General features: G+C 38.7%; 17 protein-coding genes, 1 tRNA gene and 2 pseudogenes. 15 read left to right on the forward strand and 5 right to left on the reverse strand.

From position 1 onward, the window contains the following. The first annotated feature begins 255 nt into the window (after positions 1–255). From L950_RS07255 to L950_RS07280, 7 genes and pseudogenes are all read left to right on the forward strand, one after another. Entirely contained in the window at positions 256–1953 is a 1698-nt protein-coding gene (locus L950_RS07255; protein ID WP_021190851.1) for a GMC oxidoreductase, read from the forward strand. 127 nt (positions 1954–2080) lie between these two features. Beyond that, positions 2081–4879 (forward strand): annotated as a pseudogene (uvrA, locus tag L950_RS07260) (excinuclease ABC subunit UvrA). Between the two features lie 54 nt (positions 4880–4933). Next, the gene (locus L950_RS32335) at positions 4934–5086 is read left to right on the forward strand and encodes a hypothetical protein (protein WP_231576953.1); all 153 of its coding nucleotides are present in this window, start codon (positions 4934–4936) and stop codon (positions 5084–5086) included. Beyond that, the gene (gene pafA / locus L950_RS07265) at positions 5080–6552 is read left to right on the forward strand and encodes an alkaline phosphatase PafA (protein WP_231576954.1); all 1473 of its coding nucleotides are present in this window, start codon (positions 5080–5082) and stop codon (positions 6550–6552) included. Before L950_RS32335 ends, pafA begins: the two co-directional genes overlap by 7 nt. Positions 6553–6715: 163 nt before the next feature. Next, positions 6716–7165, forward strand: a complete 450-nt coding sequence (locus tag L950_RS07270) for an RrF2 family transcriptional regulator (protein ID WP_021190852.1) — start codon at positions 6716–6718, stop codon at positions 7163–7165. Between the two features lie 145 nt (positions 7166–7310). Then, on the forward strand, positions 7311–10097 hold the full coding sequence (locus tag L950_RS07275; RefSeq protein ID WP_031288770.1) for an outer membrane beta-barrel protein: 2787 nt from the start codon (positions 7311–7313) through the stop codon (positions 10095–10097). Positions 10098–10328: 231 nt separating this feature from the next. Next, on the forward strand, positions 10329–10889 hold the full coding sequence (locus L950_RS07280) for a GLPGLI family protein (protein WP_021190855.1): 561 nt from the start codon (positions 10329–10331) through the stop codon (positions 10887–10889). On the opposite strand, the gene metG is transcribed toward L950_RS07280, so the two are convergent. Beyond that, positions 10858–13005, reverse strand: coding sequence for a methionine--tRNA ligase (gene metG, locus L950_RS07285; protein WP_021190856.1), 2148 nt, complete (start codon positions 13003–13005; stop codon positions 10858–10860). The two genes, L950_RS07280 and metG, sit on opposite strands and share 32 nt — an antisense overlap. Before the next feature lie 99 nt (positions 13006–13104). Here metG and L950_RS07290 point away from each other — a divergent pair, with 99 nt between their 5' ends. Together L950_RS07290 and L950_RS07295 are read left to right on the forward strand one after the other, a co-directional pair. Continuing rightward, complete coding sequence (locus tag L950_RS07290) at positions 13105–14010, forward strand: LD-carboxypeptidase (RefSeq protein WP_021190857.1); 906 nt, start codon at positions 13105–13107, stop codon at positions 14008–14010. A 5-nt stretch (positions 14011–14015) separates the two neighbouring features. After that, a complete protein-coding gene (locus L950_RS07295) occupies positions 14016–14423 on the forward strand; it encodes a DoxX family protein (RefSeq protein ID WP_021190858.1) in 408 nt (135 codons plus the stop codon). An 83-nt stretch (positions 14424–14506) separates the two neighbouring features. On the opposite strand, the gene L950_RS26120 is transcribed toward L950_RS07295, so the two are convergent. Then, positions 14507–14782 carry a chitobiase/beta-hexosaminidase C-terminal domain-containing protein gene (locus L950_RS26120; RefSeq protein ID WP_052764346.1) on the reverse strand — a complete coding sequence of 92 codons (276 nt, stop codon included), beginning with the start codon at positions 14780–14782 and terminating at the stop codon, positions 14507–14509. Next, positions 14766–17015, reverse strand: a complete 2250-nt coding sequence (locus tag L950_RS07300) for a family 20 glycosylhydrolase (RefSeq protein ID WP_084825395.1) — start codon at positions 17013–17015, stop codon at positions 14766–14768. The genes L950_RS26120 and L950_RS07300 overlap by 17 nt, the downstream gene beginning before the upstream one ends. A 126-nt stretch (positions 17016–17141) precedes the next feature. Here L950_RS07300 and L950_RS07305 point away from each other — a divergent pair. Both L950_RS07305 and L950_RS07310 read left to right on the forward strand, forming a co-directional pair. Next, a tRNA-Glu gene (locus L950_RS07305) sits at positions 17142–17213 on the forward strand. A 308-nt stretch (positions 17214–17521) separates the two neighbouring features. Further along, complete coding sequence (locus L950_RS07310) at positions 17522–18832, forward strand: site-specific integrase (protein ID WP_084825397.1); 1311 nt, start codon at positions 17522–17524, stop codon at positions 18830–18832. 320 nt (positions 18833–19152) lie between these two features. Here L950_RS07310 and L950_RS07315 read toward each other — a convergent pair whose 3' ends face one another. Continuing rightward, complete coding sequence (locus L950_RS07315; RefSeq protein WP_021190860.1) at positions 19153–19710, reverse strand: tetratricopeptide repeat protein; 558 nt, start codon at positions 19708–19710, stop codon at positions 19153–19155. Between the two features lie 123 nt (positions 19711–19833). On the opposite strand from L950_RS07315, the gene L950_RS07320 reads away from it, so the two are divergent. Further along, positions 19834–20487: a tyrosine-type recombinase/integrase gene (locus L950_RS07320; protein WP_156169588.1), complete on the forward strand. Its 654-nt coding sequence runs from the start codon at positions 19834–19836 to the stop codon at positions 20485–20487. A gap of 288 nt (positions 20488–20775) precedes the next feature. Here the strand turns inward: L950_RS07320 and L950_RS07325 are convergent, their stop codons facing one another. Next, positions 20776–21339, reverse strand: coding sequence for a helix-turn-helix domain-containing protein (locus tag L950_RS07325; protein WP_231576955.1), 564 nt, complete (start codon positions 21337–21339; stop codon positions 20776–20778). A 28-nt stretch (positions 21340–21367) separates the two neighbouring features. Here L950_RS07325 and L950_RS28505 point away from each other — a divergent pair, with 28 nt between their 5' ends. From L950_RS28505 to L950_RS28510, 3 genes and pseudogenes are all read left to right on the forward strand, one after another. Beyond that, on the forward strand, positions 21368–21517 hold the full coding sequence (locus L950_RS28505; protein ID WP_156169590.1) for a hypothetical protein: 150 nt from the start codon (positions 21368–21370) through the stop codon (positions 21515–21517). Further along, a pseudogene (locus L950_RS07330) lies at positions 21501–22118 on the forward strand (glyceraldehyde-3-phosphate dehydrogenase); the annotation flags it as partial. The gene L950_RS28505 and the pseudogene L950_RS07330, both read left to right, overlap by 17 nt. A 98-nt stretch (positions 22119–22216) precedes the next feature. Next, positions 22217–22375, forward strand: a complete 159-nt coding sequence (locus L950_RS28510) for an SDR family oxidoreductase (protein WP_021190864.1) — start codon at positions 22217–22219, stop codon at positions 22373–22375. Positions 22376–22512: the final 137 nt, after the last annotated feature.

A 22512-nucleotide genomic window follows, 5' to 3' on the forward strand; every position in this document is an offset into this window, starting at 1 on the left:
GCAAAATATTGAGACCCTGCTAGGAAAAAACTTTAAAACTTCAAGATTTAAAGTTTTTTTCTCTCCTTATAGGTATATGATAATACGATCTTCTTTTGAAATATAAGCTATCTATTACCTATAGTTCTTTATGGAACTCAAGTTTTTATATTGCTTTGATATACAGATTTATATTTATTCATTAGATTTGAATTTGTTTAGGATATTGTGTATAGATTCTATACCTTTAGAATCAACCACAACCTAAATTTATAAATGAAAAAGAATAATTATTTTGATGCTATCGTAATTGGTTCTGGAATTTCCGGAGGATGGGCAGCAAAGGAATTCTGTGAAAAGGGATTAAAAACATTAGTATTGGAACGGGGGAGAGACGTCAAACATATTAAAGATTACCCTACCGCTTATTTGGATCCTTGGCAATTAGAGCATACCAATCAATTGTCTTTAAAAGAAAGAGAAGAAAATCCGATCGCGTCAAAATGTTATGCTTATAAAGAAGATGCGAAGCATTTTTTCACTTCAGATGATGAACAGCCATACATTCAAGAGAAGCCTTTTGATTGGATAAGAGGTTATCAGGTAGGTGGTAAATCGCTAACTTGGGCCAAGCAAACACAAAGATGGTCCGCATATGATTTTGAAGGACCTGCAAGAGATGGTTTTGCTGTGGATTGGCCTATCCGTTATGCTGATCTCGCACCATGGTATAGTTATGTAGAAAAATTTGTCGGTATTTCAGGTAATCTGGATGGGATTGATGCCATGCCTGATGGAGAATTTTTACCTCCATGGGAAATGAATCAAGTGGAATTAGAGATTCAAAGTAAAATCCACAATAAATATTCTGACCGTTACGTCATTGCAGGAAGGTGTGCACACCTCACCAAACCAAAACAGATACATATCGATCAAGGTAGAACACAATGTCAAGCTCGAAATCTCTGTCAGCGAGGCTGTCCTTTTGGTGGATATTTTAGTTCTAATGCATCAACCTTACCTTGGGCTCAGAAAACAGGTAATCTTACTCTAAAACCCCATTCTGTGGTTGATTCAATAATTTATGATGATCAGTTAGGAAAAGCAGTGGGGGTTCGCGTCATCGATTCCGAAACCAATAAAAGTCTAGAATTTTATGCTAAAGTAATCTTTGTAAATGCTTCTACCATAGCAACAAATCAAATTTTGTTGAATTCAATCTCAAGGAGATTTCCGCATGGACTTGGGAATGATAGTGGTGTTTTGGGTAAATATATTGCTTTCCATAACTATTTAGGATCACTTAGTGCTACTTTTGAAGGTTTTGAGGATAGCTATTATTATGGAAGAAGACCAACACAACCGATCATACCTAATTTTAGAAATGTAGTAAGACAGGAAATGGACTTTTTACGAGGATATGCTTCATTTTTCGGGGCGCATCGAGGTCTATCCTCAGCAGTTGAATTAGAAGATCAAGTTGGAGGAGTTTACAAAGATGAGTTATGCACTTTGGGGGGATGGAAAGTTGGGATGATGATGCAGGGCGAGACTATTCCACAGGAAAAAAACCATATCCGATTAAGTCTTGATAAAAAAGATAAATATGGCATCCCACAAGTCATTACGGCAATAGCATATGCTGAAAATGATTTTAAATCGCGGAATGATTTCTTTCAGCAAGGAGCAGAAATGTTAGAGGCTGGCGGAGCAAAAAATATTTTGACTCATGACAGTGGCCAGAACCCAGGGCTGGATATCCATGAAATGGGAGGAGCGAGGATGGGTTTGGATCCTAAAACCTCCATTTTAAATAAATGGAACCAGATGCATCAATGCCCTAATGTTTTTGTGACCGACGGAGCCTCTATGGTGTCGACAGGTACCCAAAATCCATCATTGACTTATATGGCATTAACTGCAAGAGCCGTCAATTATGCAGTTGAACAAATGAAAAAAGGAAGTATCAAATAATTCTTTTATTAAGAATTTGTAAAATATTGGGCTTTTCTTAGTTCATGTTATTAATAAGGATTTTTAAATCCTTATTTTTGTTTTTATCTGTATGTCAGATTGAAACAAATTAGATTGGAATTTATAAATGGCGAAGACACAGGATAATAGTCCGAAAAATTATATTCAAATAAAAGGGGCAAGAGTCAATAATTTAAAGAATATTGATGTCGATATCCCTAAGAACAAACTGGTTGTTATTACAGGTATGTCAGGCTCGGGCAAATCTTCCTTAGCATTTGACACACTCTATGCCGAGGGGCAACGTCGTTATGTCGAAAGTCTCTCTTCCTATGCCCGTCAGTTTATGGGAAGGATGAATAAACCTGAAGTTGATTATATTAAAGGTATAGCACCGGCGATAGCGATCGAACAACGCGTTATTACGAGCAACCCACGCTCTACTGTCGGTACATCGACTGAGATTTATGATTATCTGAAACTATTATATGCACGTATAGGCAAAACCTATTCTCCCGTATCTGGACAACTTGTTACAAAAGATACGGTCTCCAGTATTGTAGATTTTGCAACGGCTTTAGAGGAGGGAACATCTATTACCATTTATGCTCCACTAATTCCTACGAACGACCGTAAGTTAAAAGAGGAACTTTCACTTTTATTACAGAAAGGTTTTGTCCGTATCAAGTATAAAGGTGAGCTACAGAAAATAGAAAGTATCATCGATGACAAGAAAGTCGATAATAAAGCAATTAAAGAGGGTGAAATAGAAATCGTTACGGACCGTCTTCGTATCGACTCGGATGACGATACCTTAAATCGTCTTTCGGATTCTATTCAAACAGCTTTATTTGAAGGAAAAGGTAATTGCTCCATAGCCGTAGGAGAGGAATTACATCATTTCTCAGATCGTTTTGAGCTTGATGGAATCTTGTTTGAAGAACCAACAGCTAATTTCTTCAGTTTTAATAATCCATATGGAGCATGTCGCCGTTGTGAAGGATATGGGAAAGTGATTGGTATTGATCCAGATCTTGTTATTCCTGATAAAAGCCGATCGGTATATGATGGTGCTATCGCACCTTGGCGAGGTGAGAAAATGGGCGAATGGTTACAGGCACTGATCAAAGTTTCGTTAAAGTTTGACTTTCCTATCCATCGTTCCTATTCTGATCTAACAGCGGCACAAAAGAAATTGCTGTGGACGGGTAATAAGTATTTTTCAGGTTTAAATCAATTTTTTCAAGAGCTTGAAGAACAGACCTACAAAATCCAGTATCGGGTCATGTTATCCCGCTATCGTGGTAAGACAGATTGTCCAGAATGTCATGGTTCCCGTCTTCGTCAGGATGCAACCTACGTAAAGTTGGTGATAGATCCATTACAGATATCGTACTGATGCCTTTGGATAAAGCATTGGAGTTTTTCAAAGGATTAGAACTAAAAGGGAATGATCTTTTAATTGCGAAGCGGTTATTATCTGAAATTGAAAGCCGGTTACAGTTTTTATGTGATGTAGGATTGAGCTATTTAACTTTAAATCGCTTATCTAACTCTCTTTCTGGAGGTGAATCGCAACGTATTAATTTAGCGACTTCTTTAGGAAGTTCTTTGGTTGGGTCAATTTATGTTTTGGACGAACCGAGTATTGGTTTACACCCTCGCGATACACAAAGACTTATAGGAGTTTTAAAATCGCTAAGGGATATTGGCAATACAGTCATTGTGGTCGAGCATGAACAGGAAATGATGGAGGCTGCCGATTATCTGATCGATATTGGTCCGGAAGCAGGCATAAATGGGGGTGAATTAGTATTTGCAGGTCACTACGATGATATCATTAAAGATAAAAAAGTTTAACAGGTCGTTATTTAAGCGGACAAGATCAGATCGTCATTCCGGCTCAACGCCGTACATGGAATAACTCCATTACCGTTAAAGGAGCGCATGAAAATAACCTTCAGGGTATCGATGTGACTTTTCCACTCAATAATTTTACTGTTGTAACCGGTGTTTCCGGTTCTGGGAAAACATCACTTGTAAAACGGATTTTATATCCAGCACTGCAAAAAGCGATCGGGAATTATTCCGGTGAGCAGACAGGAGTTTACGATGGGATTGAAGGAGATATTGATCGCGTTGAACAAATTGAAATGGTTGATCAGAATCCGATCGGTCGTTCTTCACGATCAAATCCCGTTACCTATGTAAAAGCTTGGGATGAAGTTAGAGCTTTATATTCAAATTTACCGGCTGCTAAAGCTGCAGGACTAAAACCCGCCGCCTTTTCATTTAATGTGGAGGGTGGTCGCTGTGACGTATGCCAAGGCGAGGGAGAGGTCAAGATTGAGATGCAATTTATGGCCGATATTGTGCTGCCTTGTGAAGCGTGTGAAGGCAAACGTTTTAAACAGCATGTACTTGATGTCCAGTATAAAAGTAAGTCGGTTTCAGATGTTTTGGAATTGAGTGTTGATGAGGCTATTGTTTTCTTTGCTGATCAACCTAAAATCTTATCTAAACTTCAACCTTTACAAGATGTTGGACTAGGTTATGTGAAATTGGGACAATCATCGAGTACACTATCTGGTGGAGAAGCACAGCGTATCAAACTGGCTTCATTCTTAATTAAAGGAAATAACAGCAAGAAAACACTTTTATATTTGATGAACCAACAACAGGTCTCCATTTTCATGATATTAAGAAGCTCTTGAAATCTTTTGAGGCACTGATTAATTTAGGGAATAGTATTTTGGTTATCGAACATAATATGGACATGATCAAATCGGCAGATTGGGTGATAGATATCGGTCCTGAAGGGGGAGATAAAGGAGGGAAATTAGTTTTTGCAGGACTTCCTGAAGATTTGGTCAAATGTAAAGATTCTTATACAGGGCAATATTTACAGACTCATTTAACGAATTAATTTTACATTTATAGCCTAAACAAAATAAAAGACATGATTAAAAAAATGTTAATAATGATGTGCGTAGGGTTGAGTAGTTTGACAACCTTTGCACAGTCGCCAGAACGTCCGAAATTAGTCGTGGGTCTTATGGTTGACCAGATGCGCTGGGATTACCTGTACCGATTCGCTGAACGTTATGGCGAAGGTGGTTTCAAAGATTGTTGAATGAGGGATTTTCATGCGAAAATACGCTGATCAACTACATTCCAACGTATACTGCTATCGGCCATAGCTCTGTTTACACAGGATCAGTACCTGCTATACATGGTATTTCAGGCAATGATTGGATTATGGAGCAAACTGGTAAACCAATGTATTGTACTCAGGATGACAATGTTGTTGGTGTAGGTACAACAGAGGCTGAAGGAAAGCAGTCTCCACGCAATTTACTTGCTTCTACGATTACAGATCAATTGAAATTGGCGACCAATTTTCAATCAAAGGTTATCGGTATTGCAATTAAAGATCGTGGCGGGATTCTACCTGCTGGTCATTTTGCTGATGCAGCCTACTGGTTTGAATCTAAGTCAGGTAATTGGATTACGAGCAATTTCTACATGGATAAATTACCAAACTGGGTAACAGATTTTAATAAGAAAAAACTTGCTGAAAAATATTTAAAACAAGATTGGAAACCATCTTATCCGTTATCGACCTATACTTCAAGTATTGCTGATGATAATATTTATGAAGGAAAATTTGCTGGAGAGGCAAGTCCAACATTACCAAGAGCAACTTCCAAATTGATGGCTACTGAAGGGTACGAGTTGATTAAGACGACGCCTATGGGAAATACCTTGACTTTAGATTTAGCTAAAGCGGCTATAGAAAATGAAAAACTTGGAAATAACCCAACGAAAAGTACCGACTTTCTTTGTGTAAGCTTATCTGCTACTGACTATGTGGGCCATCGTTATTCCCTTTCTTCTGTAGAAATTGAAGATATCTATTTAAAGCTGGATCATGAACTTGCAGATCTCTTCAACTATTTGGATAAATCAGTTGGTAAAGGTAATTACACATTCTTTTTAACAGCAGATCATGCCGCATCTTATAATTCACGTTATTTCATGGACATGAAAGGGAACGGGGGATATTTTCCAGGCAGACAGATCTTAACAGCATTGAATGATAATTTGAAAGCTAAGTTTGGTCAAGAAAAATTGGTTAAGAGTCTAATGAACTATCAAGTACATTTAGACAATGAGAAGATTGAAACTTTAAAACTAGATGAAGAAGCCATCAAAACGGATATCATCAAGTATTTGAAAAAACAGGATGGTGTTGCATTTGTTTTTGATATGTCCAAAGGTGATGTTCTTCAAGCTCCTCTAGCGATCCGCGAAAAAGCAATTAACGGATATCATATGAAGCGAAGTGGTGTTATTCAGATTGTTGTTGAACCACAATGGTATGAGGGATCTCCTCGTTCTACAGGTACAACGCACGGTACATGGTCAAGCTTTGACTCGCATATACCATTAGTATTTATGGGATGGGGTATCAAACATGGCGTTTCTAATAAAGCTGTAAACGTTACTGACATTGCTCCAACTTTAGCCGCGTTGTTGCATGTTATGGAGCCAAATGGCAGTATCGGTACTCCTATAGTAGAAGTGTTAGGACAGTAATATCGCTTTTAAATGCTATATTACAGGTAAAATTTGTTAGATTTCTGCTATATAAATTTACTGATTGAAGAGAAGAGGGAGGTAAAATTGTTTTATAAGCAATGCAATAAGATTGTAAATAAAACAATTTATCTAAGTTTGTAGATAAAATTGAATAAATAATATGCTTTCTAAAAAGACAAAATATGCCATTAAAGCCTTAATGGTTTTAGGTAGGAACTACGGTAAAGATCCCATGCAGATTGTAAAAATTGCAGAGGAAGAAAACATTCCGAAGAAATTTTTAGAACAGATATTGTTGGAAATGCGTAATGCAGGGATTTTGTATAGCAAGAAAGGTGCAGGAGGTGGTTACAGTCTAAATAAAGCACCAGAAGATGTTTATTTGTCCCAGGTGATGCGATTGATCGACGGACCTATTGCCTTATTACCTTGTGTCAGTCTTAATTTCTATCGCTCATGTGATGAATGTACCACAGAGCATGCCTGTGGTATACGCGATACTTTTGTTGAGGTTCGTAATGCAATGTTACAAATACTAAACGATACGAGTGTTGCGAGTCTAATAAATAAGGAAAAACAATTAAACCTAGACACTACAGAAGATAGCTAGATAAATTAAACTTTTTACTGAAAGGGCCGAATTATTTGATTAATTCGGCCTTTTTTATTTTTAACGAAAATTTAACAAAAAGCATACGACTTTATCGTATTAAAACTATATCTTTAGTTTTTAATATCATTATAAACCGAACCTAATGGCCAAATTCTATTGGAGCATATTATTATTATGCTCATTTATGCTGACCAATGCAACACATGCACAAACAAAAGTATCGGGAGAGATTGTAGATTCGAAGGATGGGGGGAAACTCGGTAAAGCGGCTGTTGTATTATTAAATGCGAAAGATTCCGTTCTTGTCAAGTTCGTGAGAACAAATGAAAATGGATCCTTTTCCTTTCCTAAAATTGATACAGGAACTTATCGGTTCATTGTCTCCTTTCCTCAATATGTCGATGTTGTCAAAGATGTTACTGTAGGTCAAGAGCCCATTGCTTTTGGAACTATTAAACTATCAAAAGCTGCATTGCTTTTAGAAGAGGCACAAGTGACAGGTCGAATCCCTGTTGTCATGAAAGGGGATACCATTGAATATGATGCAGGAAGCTTTAAAGTCGAAAAAGATGCTAAAGTGGAAGATCTTTTAAAAGTGTTGCCCGGTATGACCATGGATGCAAATGGAAAGATTACGGCAAATGGAAAAGAAGTGAAGAAAGTATTATTGGACGGAGAAGAGTTCTTTGGTGATGACCCGACGCTCATCACGAAAAATATTCGGTCGGATATGGTCAGTAAGGTACAGGTGTATGAAAAGAAATCAGACCTGGCAGACCGTACAGGTGTTGATGACGGCGAACGCACACAGACTATTGATATCAAGTTAAAGGCCGATAGTAAGAAAGGAATGTTTGGACAAGCTACCGTTGGTGGAGGTACCGATAACTACTATGGGGGCAAAGTGATGGTCAATAAATTTAAAGGGAGCCAGAAAATAGCTGTTTATGGTATTGCAGCCAATGATGGTATGGTGGGGCTTGGATTTGAAGATGGGCAGAAATATGGTGTAGGTGGGTCGGGGAACATGGAAGTTATGGATGGTGGCGGTATTATGATCACTTCTGGTGGTGACGGCTCCGATGGAGGTTTTGATGGAAGGTTTTATGGAGGTGGAGTGCCTAAAGCTTTGAATTTTGGGGCAAGTTACTCAGATAAATCTGCGAATGATAAACACAAGATTAATGCTAGTTATAGAAGGAATCAACTAAACGTAAACAACACAAGTACTAATTCTGCCCAAAATAACCTTCCCGAACAAGCGCGTATTGATAATTCGGTAACAAGTTCGGACAACGAGACTAAGACAAACGCAGGAAACCTAAGGTATGATTATAAATTGGATTCATTAACAGATATGACTGTGAAAATGGGGTTCAATAAGTCGCAAAGGGATAATTTTTCAGAAACATTTGCTGATCAAAAGACTTTGGAGGGGCAGGGAATTACGGAAACATATTCAAAAAATAATTCGAAAACGGACCAGGAGCAATACAATCTGGACGTTTTACTCACCCGTCGTTTTAAGAAGGTAAGAAGATCGTTGACTTTAGCGGTCAATACGAATTCGGATAAAAATGATGGCAATATAAATTATTTCTCAAGTACCCATTTCTTTAAAAACAATCTTACCGATACTATAGATCAGTATAAGAAAAATATGAATAGGAATACCAATTTAGGGGCCTCGATGACCTTTACAGAACCTATTTCTAAAAGGTTGACCGCTTCTCTGGGATATTCATTCCTAAATAATAAGTCGGAAACATTAAATCAATCTTTTGATAAGGATTCAATTACAGGAGAATATACGATACTAGATCAGGCAATCCTGAATGATTTTGATTTTACGAGTATGAAAAATGGATTGAGTACTTCACTCAATTATAAGGATAATAAGTTGACGGTCAATCTAAGTAATCAACTGGATTTTGAACATGTGAAGCGAGAGTACAATAATTTGGAAACTGTTCTTCAGCGTAATCAAACGTCAATTCGCCCAAGTTTATCGACTAATTATCAGATTACGAAAAGTAAAAGTATAAATTTCAGGTACTCGGGAAGGACATTGCAACCTTCATTGACGCAAATAGAACCTTTAAAACAAAACTCGCAGCAGCTGGTGAACTATCTCGATAATTTCGATCTAAAAGCTGGTTTTAGTAATAATTATAGTTTAAGTTTCAATTCCTATAAACAGTTGAAAGATCAAAGTGTCTATGCATATGTTAGTGCAACACAGGGAATCAATAATATATCCAGCAGGGTGAGGTATTATGAGGAAGGCCGCCAAGATATTCAGTATGTCAATATCGACAAGACAAACTGGCGCATATATGGACGATCTGGATACCGATTTGTTGTGCAGAAAAAATGGGGACTGAATTTGGATTTAGGAACTAATGTGGAATATAGTAGTCAATATAGTTACTTATCATTAGGAATAGAGGAACCTCGGTTAAATCAGAATGAAACTTGGAGTTTAGCCCCTAGTATTGGATTAAGCCGTTATAAGGCTAATAAATTAGATTTTTACATAGACATTAATCCTGGAGTTGAAAAGCTAAATTCTTCCTTACAGCCCCAATTGAGTAGAACAACTTTTACAATGAATTCGTATGGTAACGTAACCTATTATTTACCAAAAAATTTTAAAATAGGCCTTAACGTTAATCAAAGATATCAGAGTTCAACACAAACCTTGCAGTCTATTAATATCGTCAATATGAATGGATATATTTCTAAGAAATTCTTTAAAGATAAATCGCTAGAGGCACAGATCTATGTTAACGATATCTTGAATAAGAACAGTGGTATTAACCGTTATCAGGATGGAACATCTTTTATCCAGTCGAGTAATGAGGTACTACACCGCTATGGAATGTTGAAGGTGATTTATAATTTTACAACCATGAAAGGAGGAAAATAAGATGAAAAAATATATTGTAGTATTGTTTTTATTAGTGGGCTTTATGAGGCATGCGTCTGCCCAGTACGCTTTTTTTCCGAGCAGTGGTACCGTAACTTTTGAGCGGAAATTTCATTTACATAACTATTTGAAACGAAATTTCTTGAATAAACCGATCTGGATGGTTGGGATAAAATTAGTGTAGATGCTGCCATAAAATCCGGGCCAGTAGAAATCATCACGCATCATAGTTTGAAATTCTTTGATGATGAAACGGTTTTTGAAACTATTCAAGAGGATTACCCGCCGAATTATCGGAATTACTCCTGGTACAGTCCGTTTATAAGTGATTCCAAGACCTATATCAATGTTAAAGATAATAGTTTCTTAAAACTGCTTCCTTTTGGAGATGAAGAATTATTAATGAAAGATTCATTGCCCAATGTGAAGTGGAAGTATACGGATGAGTACCGAAATATTGCAGGGTACGATTGTCGTAGGGCGAATGGTATTATTCAGGATTCAATTTATGTGGTGGCATTTTTTGCAGGGCAGATTCCCATTCCAACAGGTCCAGAACTTATTCATGGTTTACCGGGGATGATTTTGGGTGTATCCATTCCGAGCATGAACATTAATATTTTTGCAACAAAGGTTGAATTAACCAATACGCCAGTTTCCAATGTGCTGACAAAGAAAAAGAAAGTGGTAGCGGAGCCCAAGACTGCGATTGTCGCAAAACTAAAATCTTCTGTCTACGATTGGATGGACGAAAAGGAATTCAATAAAAAGCTGAAAGCAATATTATTTTAAATAAGAAAGGGAACGATAAGTTCCCTTTCTTATTTAAATATAGTTCTTTATCGAATGGTACTACCGGTTTGATTGCCGAGGTTGGATTTACAAAGTCCAAACGGCCATCAGCATCCTCAGCCATTAAGATCATCCCTTGAGAGGTGATTCCTTTGATATCGCGAGGCTCCAGATTTACTAAAATAGATACCTGCTTACCGATGATTTCTTCAGGAGAGAAGAATTCTGCAATTCCAGATACAACCGTACGTTGGTCAATACCAGTATCAATTTTGATTTTTAATAATTTCTTTGTTTTAGCGACTTTCTCCGCTTCTAAGATCGTACCCACACGAATGTCAAGTTTCGTAAAATCTTCGAAAGCAATATTTGCTTTAGCCGGTTCAGTTTTTACATTTGCCGCTGCATTTGCAATTTTTGCCTGCGCCAATTTGTTTAATTGAAATTCAACCTGCTCATCCGTGATTTTTTCGAATAATAGTTGTACTTCACTCAATTGGTGACCATCAGCAATTAAATCCGCTTTACCTGCATTTGCCCAGTTCGTACTTGGAAAATCAAGCATTTCGAAAAGTTTTGTAGCAGTTTTCGGAAGGAAAGGCTGTGCTAATACCGCTAAGTTTGCGACTATTTGTGTGGCCACATTCAGAACCGTTTTTACACGTTCCTCATCCGTTTTGATCACTTTCCAAGGTTCTTCATCTGCTAAGTACTTATTTCCCAAACGAGCAACATTCATAAACTGTGCTAATGCCTCGCGGAAACGATATTGCTGTATAGATCCGGTGATCGCATCCGGGAATTTTGCTAATTCAGCAAAAACATTTTGATCAACTTCATTTAACGGAGAACCACTAACTACTTTGCCATCAAAATATTTGTGAGAAAGTACCATGACACGGTTGACAAAGTTACCAAAGATAGCAACCAGTTCATTGTTAACTCTAGCTTGGAAATCCTTCCATGTAAATTCACTATCAGATGTTTCAGGAAGAATAGAAGTCAATACATAACGTAATTCATCTTGTCTACCCGGAAACTCTTCTAAATATTCATGTAACCAAACAGCATGATTACGAGAGGTCGATAATTTGTCGCCTTCAAGATTTAAGAATTCATTTGCTGGTACGTTATCCGGTAAAATATATTCACCATGTGCATGTAAGATCGCAGGGAAGATGATACAGTGGAATACGATATTATCTTTTCCAATAAAATGGATTAAGCAAGAATCATCTTCAGGATTTGCTTGTTTTTTCCAATAATCTTCCCAGTTTTTACCATGATCAATAGCCCATTGCTTGGTAGCAGAAATGTAGCCTATCGGAGCATCTAACCAAACATAAAGTTTTTTACCAGCAGCCTCTTGAAGCGGAACATCAACTCCCCAGTCCAAATCGCGGGTCATCGAACGAGGTTGTAAACCCGATTTTAACCAAGATTGGCACTGACCAAAAACATTTGATTTCAAAACGTCTTTTTTACCTTCGATCAACCATTTCTCTAACCAAGGTTGGTATTTATCTAGGGGCAAGTACCAGTGTTTTGTTTTTCTTAATACCGGTGTTTTTCCGCTCAATGTCGATATTGGATTGATTAAGTCTGTTGGACTTAACGAAGTACCACATTTCTCACACTGGTCACCATACGCACCTTCCGACTTACAGTTAGGGCAGGTACCAACAATATAACGATCAGCTAAGAATTGATGAAAATCTTCATCATAGTATTGTTCTGAGAATTTCTCAACGAATTCACCTTTATCGTATAAATTCGTAAAGAATTCTTGAGACAACGCATGGTGGATAGGCTCGGAAGTACGGTGATAGATATCAAATGCAATACCGAACTCCTCAAAGCTCTCTTTAATTTGTGTATTGTACTTATCAATAATTTGCTGTGGTGTGATACCTTCTTTTTTTGCACGGATGGTAATCGCCGCTCCATGTTCATCAGAACCACAGACATAGACAACGTCTTTATCGTTAAGACGTAAATAGCGCACGAAAATGTCGCCAGGAATATATGCGCCGGCCAAGTGACCAATATGCAAAGGACCATTAGCATAAGGCAATGCAGATGTAATGGTGTAACGTTTTTTGGATAAATTACTCAATGCTATACAGTAAATTAGTAGTTAGCGAAATAAAAAAACACTATAAATGTTTGTTTCTTTGACAAAGATAATTCAATTTGCGGTATTAAAATAAAGATTATGACGAAAATACCTGAATTTCTTAAAGCAGGCGATAAAGTCGCAATTGTCTGTCCTGCAAGTTTTATTCGTGGAAATATAGATGCCGCCGTTAAAATTTTGGAATCATGGGGCCTGGAGGTCCATTTGGGAAAGACTGTCACAGCCGCTTACCATCAATTTGCGGGCGATGATCATGAAAGAGCTGCCGATTTGCAATGGGCTTTGGACGATGAGTCTATCAAAGCTGTTTTTGCGGCGAGAGGTGGATACGGTTGCGTGAGGATTATTGATCAACTTGATTTTTCGCTTTTTCAAAAACAGCCTAAATGGCTTGTTGGGTTTAGTGATATTACTGTTTTACATAGTCATATTCAACAGCAATTTGCCATTCCTACCATACATGGGCAAATGCCAAAATCTTTTGAAGCAGGTACCAAAGCTTCTTTAGATACATTGAAGGCCGCTCTTTTCGGGCAGTCGGTAGATTACAGCTATGAGCAGAAAGAATTTCCAAATAGAGTAGGAGAAGCAACAGGAATACTAATTGGAGGAAATTTAGCTATTCTACTATCCGTACTGGCATCGGAGTCAGATGTCAATTACGATGGTAAAATCTTGTTTATCGAAGATGTTGGAGAGACTTTCTACAGTGTCGACCGGATGTTATGGGCATTGAAGCGGGCTGGGAAATTTAAAAAATTGAAAGGCCTGATTGTCGGCGGTTTTTCCGGAATGAAAGATGCTGATCCTTCATTTGGACAGTCTGTCTCTGAAATTGTGATGGAAAAAGTAAGGGAAGCAGATTTTCCAGTAGCATTCGCTTATCCTGCCGGTCATATTGATGATAATCATGCATTAATTTTTGGGAAGAAGGTGAAATTAAAGACCACAAAAAATAAGGTTTCATTAACATATATCGATTAAGTATTATGGCACTATTTCAAAATTTAGGAAAATATAAAGATTTCGGTTTATTGATCATGCGTATTGGTTTAGGCGTGATGATGATTGTGCATGGCTTCCCGAAAATGATGGGCGGAGTAGAGACATGGACCAAGCTAGGAGGATCTATGGGAGTATTAGGCATTCATTTCTTACCTGTTTTTTGGGGATTTATGGCCGCCGTTGCCGAAGGAGTAGGAGGTTTGTTTTTATTGATAGGCCTTTGGACTAGACCAACTTTACTTTTTTTAGCATTCACGATGATTGTTGCGGCCCTTGTTCATTTCGGAAAAGGAGATGGCATTAAAGGTGCCTCCCATGCCATTGAATTATGCTGTGTTTTTATTGGTCTATTATTTATCGGTCCGGGAAAGTATTCTGTTGATAAGAAATAAGACAGTTGAACTTATTGTAACAAGAGAAGAGGCTTAACACATCATGCGTTAAGCCTCTTCTTTTGTTCTGTGAACGTTCTATTTTAGTATGTCGAAACAATCCCCAAGTCTCCGATCGGAGTGATTACTCTAAACTTGTAGGTCGACTTGCTATTAAACGGAATAGCTCCTTTATATTCTTTTGATTTTAAAGTAGGTTCCGTGTTATCTTCACTGTAGTAAATTTTAAAACCTGGGTAGTCGGTGTTGGCTGTTAACTTTCCATCGATCAATTTTACTCCCACAGCAGGTACACGATAATGATACCCTTTATTTAAAATATCTAATTTCTTCAATTCATCATTACCTAACTTCTGCATAAATCCAGCATAGCTTTTTGGTAAGTCTGATGATCAAATTTTCGCCATTTTCCCAGCTTTGTTCCGGAGCCCATCCACGATCGGCAACTGCTAATAAGCGTGGAAAAATCATTTCTTCAAGACGCGTATCGTTATTTATTTTTTCAGACCAAAGTCCAGCTTTAACACCCAAGAAGTTTGCTTTGCCTTTTTCCGTTAAATGCACCTTATTTTTTGCGAAATCTTTCGGTAACTCGTTTCCTGAATTGTCTTTGAACAGGTTAATAAAATAGTTTTCCGGAGCAAATGAGTATGTTTTGTTAATATCAACCAATCCTACCCAGCTATGTCCCGGCTCAGCAAAGTTATGGTCCCAGGTCATGTCCAGATAGTTGTTATAGGCAGAAGTAAAGACAACTTTGTAACCTGCATTCGCTAGGCGGTACGCTAAATCTTCCTGTCCACCACCGATCAGATTATTCCAGACGTTTAAGTTGATGTTATGGTCTGCTAGTGCTGGATTTACATCCATTCCCTTTCCGAAATTTTTCATCCCCATTTCTTCCCAGCCCGACATGATCAAACCTTTAGAGTGGCATAATTCATTAATACGGTTAATGTAATATGGCCACACATCATGCACGGATGTGATGTTATTTTCTTTCATGAAAGCTTCGATCTTTGGAGATTTTTCCCAGACGCCAGCAGGCGTTTCATCACCACCTAGATCGATGATCTTTAAAGGTACGCCGGCTTGTTCATGCATTTTTTTTACCTCATCGATTACCTTACTTAAGAAATGGTACGAAGAAGGTAACGCAGGATTTAAAACGTTGTCGTTCCAGTTCTGTGCAGAGTTGTACACCGATAGGTCTTCTGGATCATGTAATAAATATTCTTCCGCACCTTTAAGGTCTCCTGCTTTTTTAAGTTTATTGTAACGCGCTTCCATTGATTTTATCGCAGCACGTGCATGTCCCGGAGTTTCAATTTCTGGAATGACATCAATATGTCTTGCCGCAGCATAACGTAAAATCTCGATATAGTCCTGCGTGCTTAGATATTGTTTTTCTTTTGCTACCGCTCCAGATCCATAGGCCGGTTGTATAGCTTTTCCATCTTTAAAGTTGGCAGAACGTACACTACCGACCTCAGTCAATTCAGGTAGTCCTGGAATTTCTAAACGCCAGCCCTCATCATCGATGAAATGGAAGTGAAATTTATTCAGTTTGTACTGCGCCATTGCATCCAAAATACGAAGTACCTCAGCTTTGCTATGGAAATTACGTGCCACATCTAGCATGAGACCACGATACGGGAAACGGGGCTGATCTTTTACCTGAGCATATGGGAAATTCAATGACTTATTCGTCCTGCTCCATGCTGCGGCAGGAATTAAAGATTTTAATGACTGTAAACCGTAGAATGCACCCGTAGCAGTACTTGCTTTAATTTCGATTCCTTTGCTATCAATATTCAATGTATAAGCCTCATCTTCAAAGCCTGCAGTTTTAACGATCTTGATTTGAGCGTCTTTACTCGTGCTTTTTTGAGCTTGTATTCCCGTTTGATCTTTTAGAAACTGTATGAATAAACCCGCTTCATTATTAAAATCATTATCGTTATTGATTGAAACGGTATTTGTCAATCTAAATGACTTTGTTTTATCAAAGCTTGCTTGCGCCGGTAGCGGAAGAATATCCTGCTGTGAACCTTTAGAAAGAAGCTCATTGCTCGCAAACTTCTGCTCTAAATAGGCTTTACGCTGTTCTGCTGTAAAGGTATTGCGTTGCGCTTCATAGTTTTTGATGTCCGCATAAGTGTCTTTACCATCATAGCTTACGTAAAGCCCGATTGGTCCATCTGTATAATTTATCAGGCCACCGAGTGTTGTAAAATTAATTTCAATGGTATCTTTGGGCTGTAGTGTTAGATCGTTCTTTGCAAATTCGATCTGGAATAAATCTCCATTACGATGTGACAACTTAAAACGGGAATCAACAGATTTTGCATCTATTCCACGGATGAAATTAAACCATAGTGACCAATCTTTAAGTGCAATTTGGTGACTGTCTGTGTTTTTGATAATTAATTTAGACGTAGGGTTCTTTTTTAAACTTATTCCTGACGGAACTTCCCAGCGTACTGAAATCTTATTTTCAATGTTTGCAGGAGACTGGGCAAAGAGATTTGCTGTCAACAATGCCATTGTAGTAGACAGCCAAATGGACTTTTTATACGGTTGATTGCTCATGAATCTATAAGTTGTTTAGTTTGTTGTGTGATCTAAAGATACAATTTTTAGAGAACTAAATAATTTTTCATATTTATTTTGAAATATTCAATAACCTTTCTATATTTGCACACCGAAACACAAAAAGGCCCGTTCGTCTAGGGGTTAGGACGTTAGATTTTCATTCTAGAAACAGGGGTTCGATTCCCCTACGGGCTACACATCTAAAAGTCAAAACATACAAAAGCCTGCAAATTAAACATTTGCAGGCTTTTTTGTTTTTCAGTATCTACAAAACCTATAATAATTCCCAATAAAAAAGTGAGTCATTCAGTGAGTCATTTTCTTGGAGTTGACTACTCACTGAAATATATTTAAAAGTTTGATTGTCAATGTGTTCATAATTTAAACATCTTGATCCGTTTTCGTTGCAAGGCTAATTTTGCATCGCTGAAATCTGTTTTTCAGTGGTGATGCAGAGCTCGCCACAAAGGCGGCTCGGTTTGTTTCACTTAAATGATGTTGTCATGAGCACAAATTATTCCTTGCTCTTCTACTTGAAGAAACCAAAAAATTATGTTAACGGCCCCAAACCAATCTACATGCGGATTACCGTAGATGGTATCCCAAAAGAAGTCTCCACAGGACGGGAATGCGATCCGTCGAAATGGAACTCTAAAGCCAGTCGTGTGAAAGGCACAACAGAAGCTATCAAGACCCTTAATAGCTATCTTGATGCCCTAGTCAGCAAAGTAAGTACAATCCATACCGCTATGACGGCTGCCGCAGAGGAAATTACCGCGGAATCCATCAAACTTAGGTATCAGGGGAAGGATATCAAGCGAAAGCAATTTCTTGATGTTTTTAGGGAACACAATATCCAGATGAAAGCATTGCTCGGCAATGGATTCAAGCCCAATACGCTTAAAGGTTATAAGACCTCCTTATTACATGTTTGTGGATACCTTGAGAAAGAATACAGGTCGCAGGATATTGACACAAGAAAGATTGACCATGCCTTTGTTACGGGATATGAATTCTTTCTGCGTGCCACAATGGGCTGTTCAGCCGTGTCGGCGGCAAAATACATGAAACACCTTCGTAAGATCATCAAAATCTGTATTGCACATCGATGGATAATGGATGATCCATTTGCATTCTACAAGATCAAGGCGAAGGCTAAAGAGAAGGAGTTTCTGACAGATGCGGAACTTCGAAGGATAGAGGAAAAGTTGTTCAAGATCCCAAGGCTTGCACATGTCCGCGACATCTTTGTTTTTTGTTGTTACACCGGACTTTCCTATGCGGATGTGAAGAAACTAAAATGGACAGATATTGCCGAGGGAGTGGATGGAAAACTCTGGATCTTCACCAGCAGGGAAAAGACTGAAACCTCATCAAATATTCCACTGCTTCCAAAGGCACTTGAGATAATTGAACGGTATCATGATTATCCACCATGTATGACAAAAGATATGGTACTACCTGTTCTCAGCAATCAGAAAATGAACAGTTATCTAAAGGAAATAGCGGATTTGTGTGAGATAACAAAAGAACTCACATTTCATAAATCACGCCATACGTTCGCCACGTCTGTAACACTTGCCAATAGCGTTCCGATCGAAACCGTTTCCAAGATGCTCGGGCATACGGACATCAAGACCACACAGCACTATGCGAAGTTATTGGATAATAGAGTTGCGGTGGATATGGAAAGACTGGAAAGAAAGATCGAGAATAAACCGGCGCCTGCAAATCAAGCTAAAATAGCTGAGCTATGTACCCCTCAGGCATTTACATTTATAAAGACAGACCATAACGGAAGAAATATTGCTTGATAACAAAAGGAAGCGGTACATCGTGTATCGCTTCCAGATTAAATAAAAAATATGTTATCCGCCCTTACCAAAAGCTAGTTTCCTTCAAGCCGATCATAGTATTTTTTTGGTAATATATAGGCTATATGGGTCTAGCGGTCGGATTTTTATAGAATCAGGACAACAAATCAATTCCTTAAACAGCCAAAGGCGAGAACGGCGCAGGGAAAGACCTGAGGGGTTTCGCAAGCCACTAAGGAGCGGTGGAAAATACGTAACTTGATTTTGAGTTTAATTTTAGCGCTATCCGCTAAACAAACGAAAATCTGGCCTCACTGTTTTTATTTACAATACTTGTCCAGAAGGTCTTTTGCATCTGGGTCTCCTAGTTCCATAGCCTTGCTTAAATCTTTACACCCCTCATCTTTCATCTTGTAGCTTAGATAAATCAGGCCTCTCCAATAATAGCAATCTGATAAATTGTAATCCTTGCGGATTACAAAACTAAAATCATCGAATGCCTTTTTTAGATTGCCTATCTTATAGTAGGCTATTCCGCGTTCGAACCTGATCTCCTCTATCTTAACATCATATTCAAACCCTGTTTCAACGTAGGGGTCTTCAACTTTGTCAACATAAATTAATTCGTTCCCCTTAGTGTTAATTGCCTTATCGAAATCGGCTATCGCTCCCTTGTGATCTTCAAGCCTTTCTTTGTTTTTTCCTCGGTTCAAAAAGGCTAGACTATTGTCAGGGTCCAGCTCGATAACTTTTGAATAATCGTCAATAGCACCCTTGTACTTATTTGTATAGGATTTGTCGACAGCCCTGTCAAGTAAAGCGTTGATATTCTTTGGGTCTGATTGGCTGGAAAAAGAAAGACATTGTAGTGTCTCCACACGCAATGCCAGACTGGCAGCACTCCATTCCTTCTTCCGGTTCCTTACTTACAGATATCCCGATCACATGGAGCATTGGCAATCAATACTCTCTCTGAGAATAAAAAATGTGCTGCTGCAGAGGTGGTTTATCTGACCGCAGAGGGGATGAAGCTCTTGCTTGCCCAGCCCGACACAACAAAAAAGAAAGGAAGGCGTGATCAGATGCTTTTATCCCTGATGTTCGAATGTGCGGGAAGAGTACAGGAAATTATAGATCTGGTGCCAGCCAGGTTCAACTTCGGTAAGCCCACGCTACTTACGCTTAAAGGAAAGGGCAACAAAACACGTATAGTACCCCTAACCGAGAAATTATCTATCATGTTAAAAAAGTATATGCAGGAATACGGACTGTTACGGGATCAAGCTACAGACTATCCATTGTTCGCAAATGGACGGGGAGATAAATTGTCACGGATGGGCATAACGGCAATTATGCGCAAGTACTCTATTAAGGCAAGGACAGTGGATGCATCGCTTATTCCGACAGGAATAAGTCCGCACTCCCTGCGTCATTCCAAAGCAATGCTCCTTCAAAAAAGTGAAGTGAACATTGTTGCCATAAGAGACTTCCTTGGCCACGCATCGGTAACGACTACTGAAATATATGCCCGGATAGACAATAGGCAAAAATGGGACGCGCTCGAAAAAACCAGTTTGTTGCCGGTATCAACAGAACTACCGGAATGGCAAACCAACCACGGATTGCTTGATTGGTTGGAAAGTCTCGGAAGGTAATCGTAAATTATGTAAACTATCCAAATAGTATACCGCTCAAAATGAAAAGGTTACTTTGGATAGTTTACATATCAAAAATACATACATAATCCCGTGGGCGGTTTGCCCTGGCCGGTAGCACGCTGGTCTGATAGTGGTCCGCAAAGTCGGAAAAGTCTCGTTCAATGTGGGTTCATACCGGTTGCTACGGGTAACTGCCGCTTTCAGGTTATCCGGTACGATAGCCGAGGGCACTCCTCCAAAGTAATGAAGGGCGTTTTCACAGGCGTAGATCAGGCTTTCTTTGCTCTAATCCAAGACTGCTTCGACATAGGTAAGCTGACTTGCGCCAAGAATGGCAACGAATACTTCTACGTCCTGGATCTCTCCACTGGAAGGGTCAATTATCTGTAACTTTTTTCCTGCAAAGTCAATGTAAACCTTGTCCCCGGCTTTGTGGTCAAGGTGCATCACGGGGTTTACAATAGCTTTCCATTGGTTGTAATAAAAGCAGAATTGGGTATACTGCAGCCCTTCGGGAAATTCTTTCATGTAGGCTTCCCACAGAAGTTTTCGGGTAACTCCGGGACGTTTGAGCTCCTTGTCAATATGGGGAAGGCAGCGTTGGAGAGCTTGAAGGCGACTGTCGGGTTTTCGCTCGTTGCTCTTACCGAACAGGTCTTCCAGCTCTTTGTCACCCAGCGAATTTACTTCTTCAAAGGTGAATCCGCTCTGCTGAAAGAACTTAATGTACTTCTTTACCGTGTTGCGCGACACGCCTGCCTGAATGGCAATCGCCTGTTTGCTACGCCCATGATCGTGAAGTCTCAGTATCTGTCTTATTTTGTTCATGCTGATCGTCGTGTTGGCCATAATCTTAGGGTTATTCTTCCCCAAAAATATGGTTACAGCTACAGCTCTAAAACTAACGGTGACAACTGGTCAGTTTCGTCCGAAATACCATGGTCATTTTCCGCCGGAACAGGTGGTCACTTTATTCCGAAATCAGGTGGTCAATATAAGCGAAACCTCCAGTTATGGGGGTAAATGAAAAAAACTACAATGGAGAAATTTTTGTATCTAACGCATCCTGCACTACAAACTGCGTAGCACCGATAGTTAAAGTATTGAACGATAATTTTGGTGTAGAAGAAGCCTTGATGACGGCAGTTCACGCAATAACTTCATCACAGAAAACGGTAGATGGCCCATCCTCAAAAGACTGGCGAGGAGGTAGAGCCGCTTCAAACAATATCATTCCATCGGCGACAGGAGCGGCTAAAGCTGTCGGGAAGGTCATTCCCGAACTTGCTGGTAAAATTACCGGATTATCGTTTAGGGTTCCTGTACTAGATGTATCGGTAGCAGATATTACTTTCCGACTTAAAACCCCGGCTTCTTACGAAGAAATATGCAATGCCGTAATTTATGCTGCAGAAAATGGCATGAAGGGAATTGTCGGATATACAAACGAAGATGTAGTTTCTACGGATATGATTGGGGAAACAAGAACGTCTGTATTAGATATAAAGGCAGGTATTTCATTATCTCCGACATTTGTAAAATTAGTTAGTTGGTATGATAATGAATATGGCTTTTCCAATAAAATTCTCGATCTGGTTGCACATATAGACAAGGTTTCTTCTAATTAAAAATTGCCTGAAGGAAATAATTTTATTGCTATAATAACCGAAAAAGAATTTCCTCTTTTTACTCTTGTGCCCTCATATAAAAAAATGAGTTTTACAAAATGAGTTTTACAAATAAAAACGTAATAATTACAGGTGGAAGCACCGGCATAGGACTTGCTACCGCACCCCTTACAGAAGGGATAAAAAAAGCATTGATTGATTTTTCCGCATTATTAAAACAAAAGTCCTTTTTCGATTTGTGGAAAAAGCATTTTTGACTACAATAAATACTAATTCGGCTACTTTTCTCAAGGAGCTTTAACACAATACGGCAAGCTGGATGTCATGGTAAATAACGCAGGTGTGGCCCGTCTTAGCCTCCGCACAATTAGACAGCCTTATTCCTGCTTCCAAA

Source organism: Sphingobacterium sp. IITKGP-BTPF85 (assembly GCF_001006065.1).
In the GTDB taxonomy this organism is placed as follows: Bacteria; Bacteroidota; Bacteroidia; order Sphingobacteriales; family Sphingobacteriaceae; genus Sphingobacterium; species Sphingobacterium anhuiense.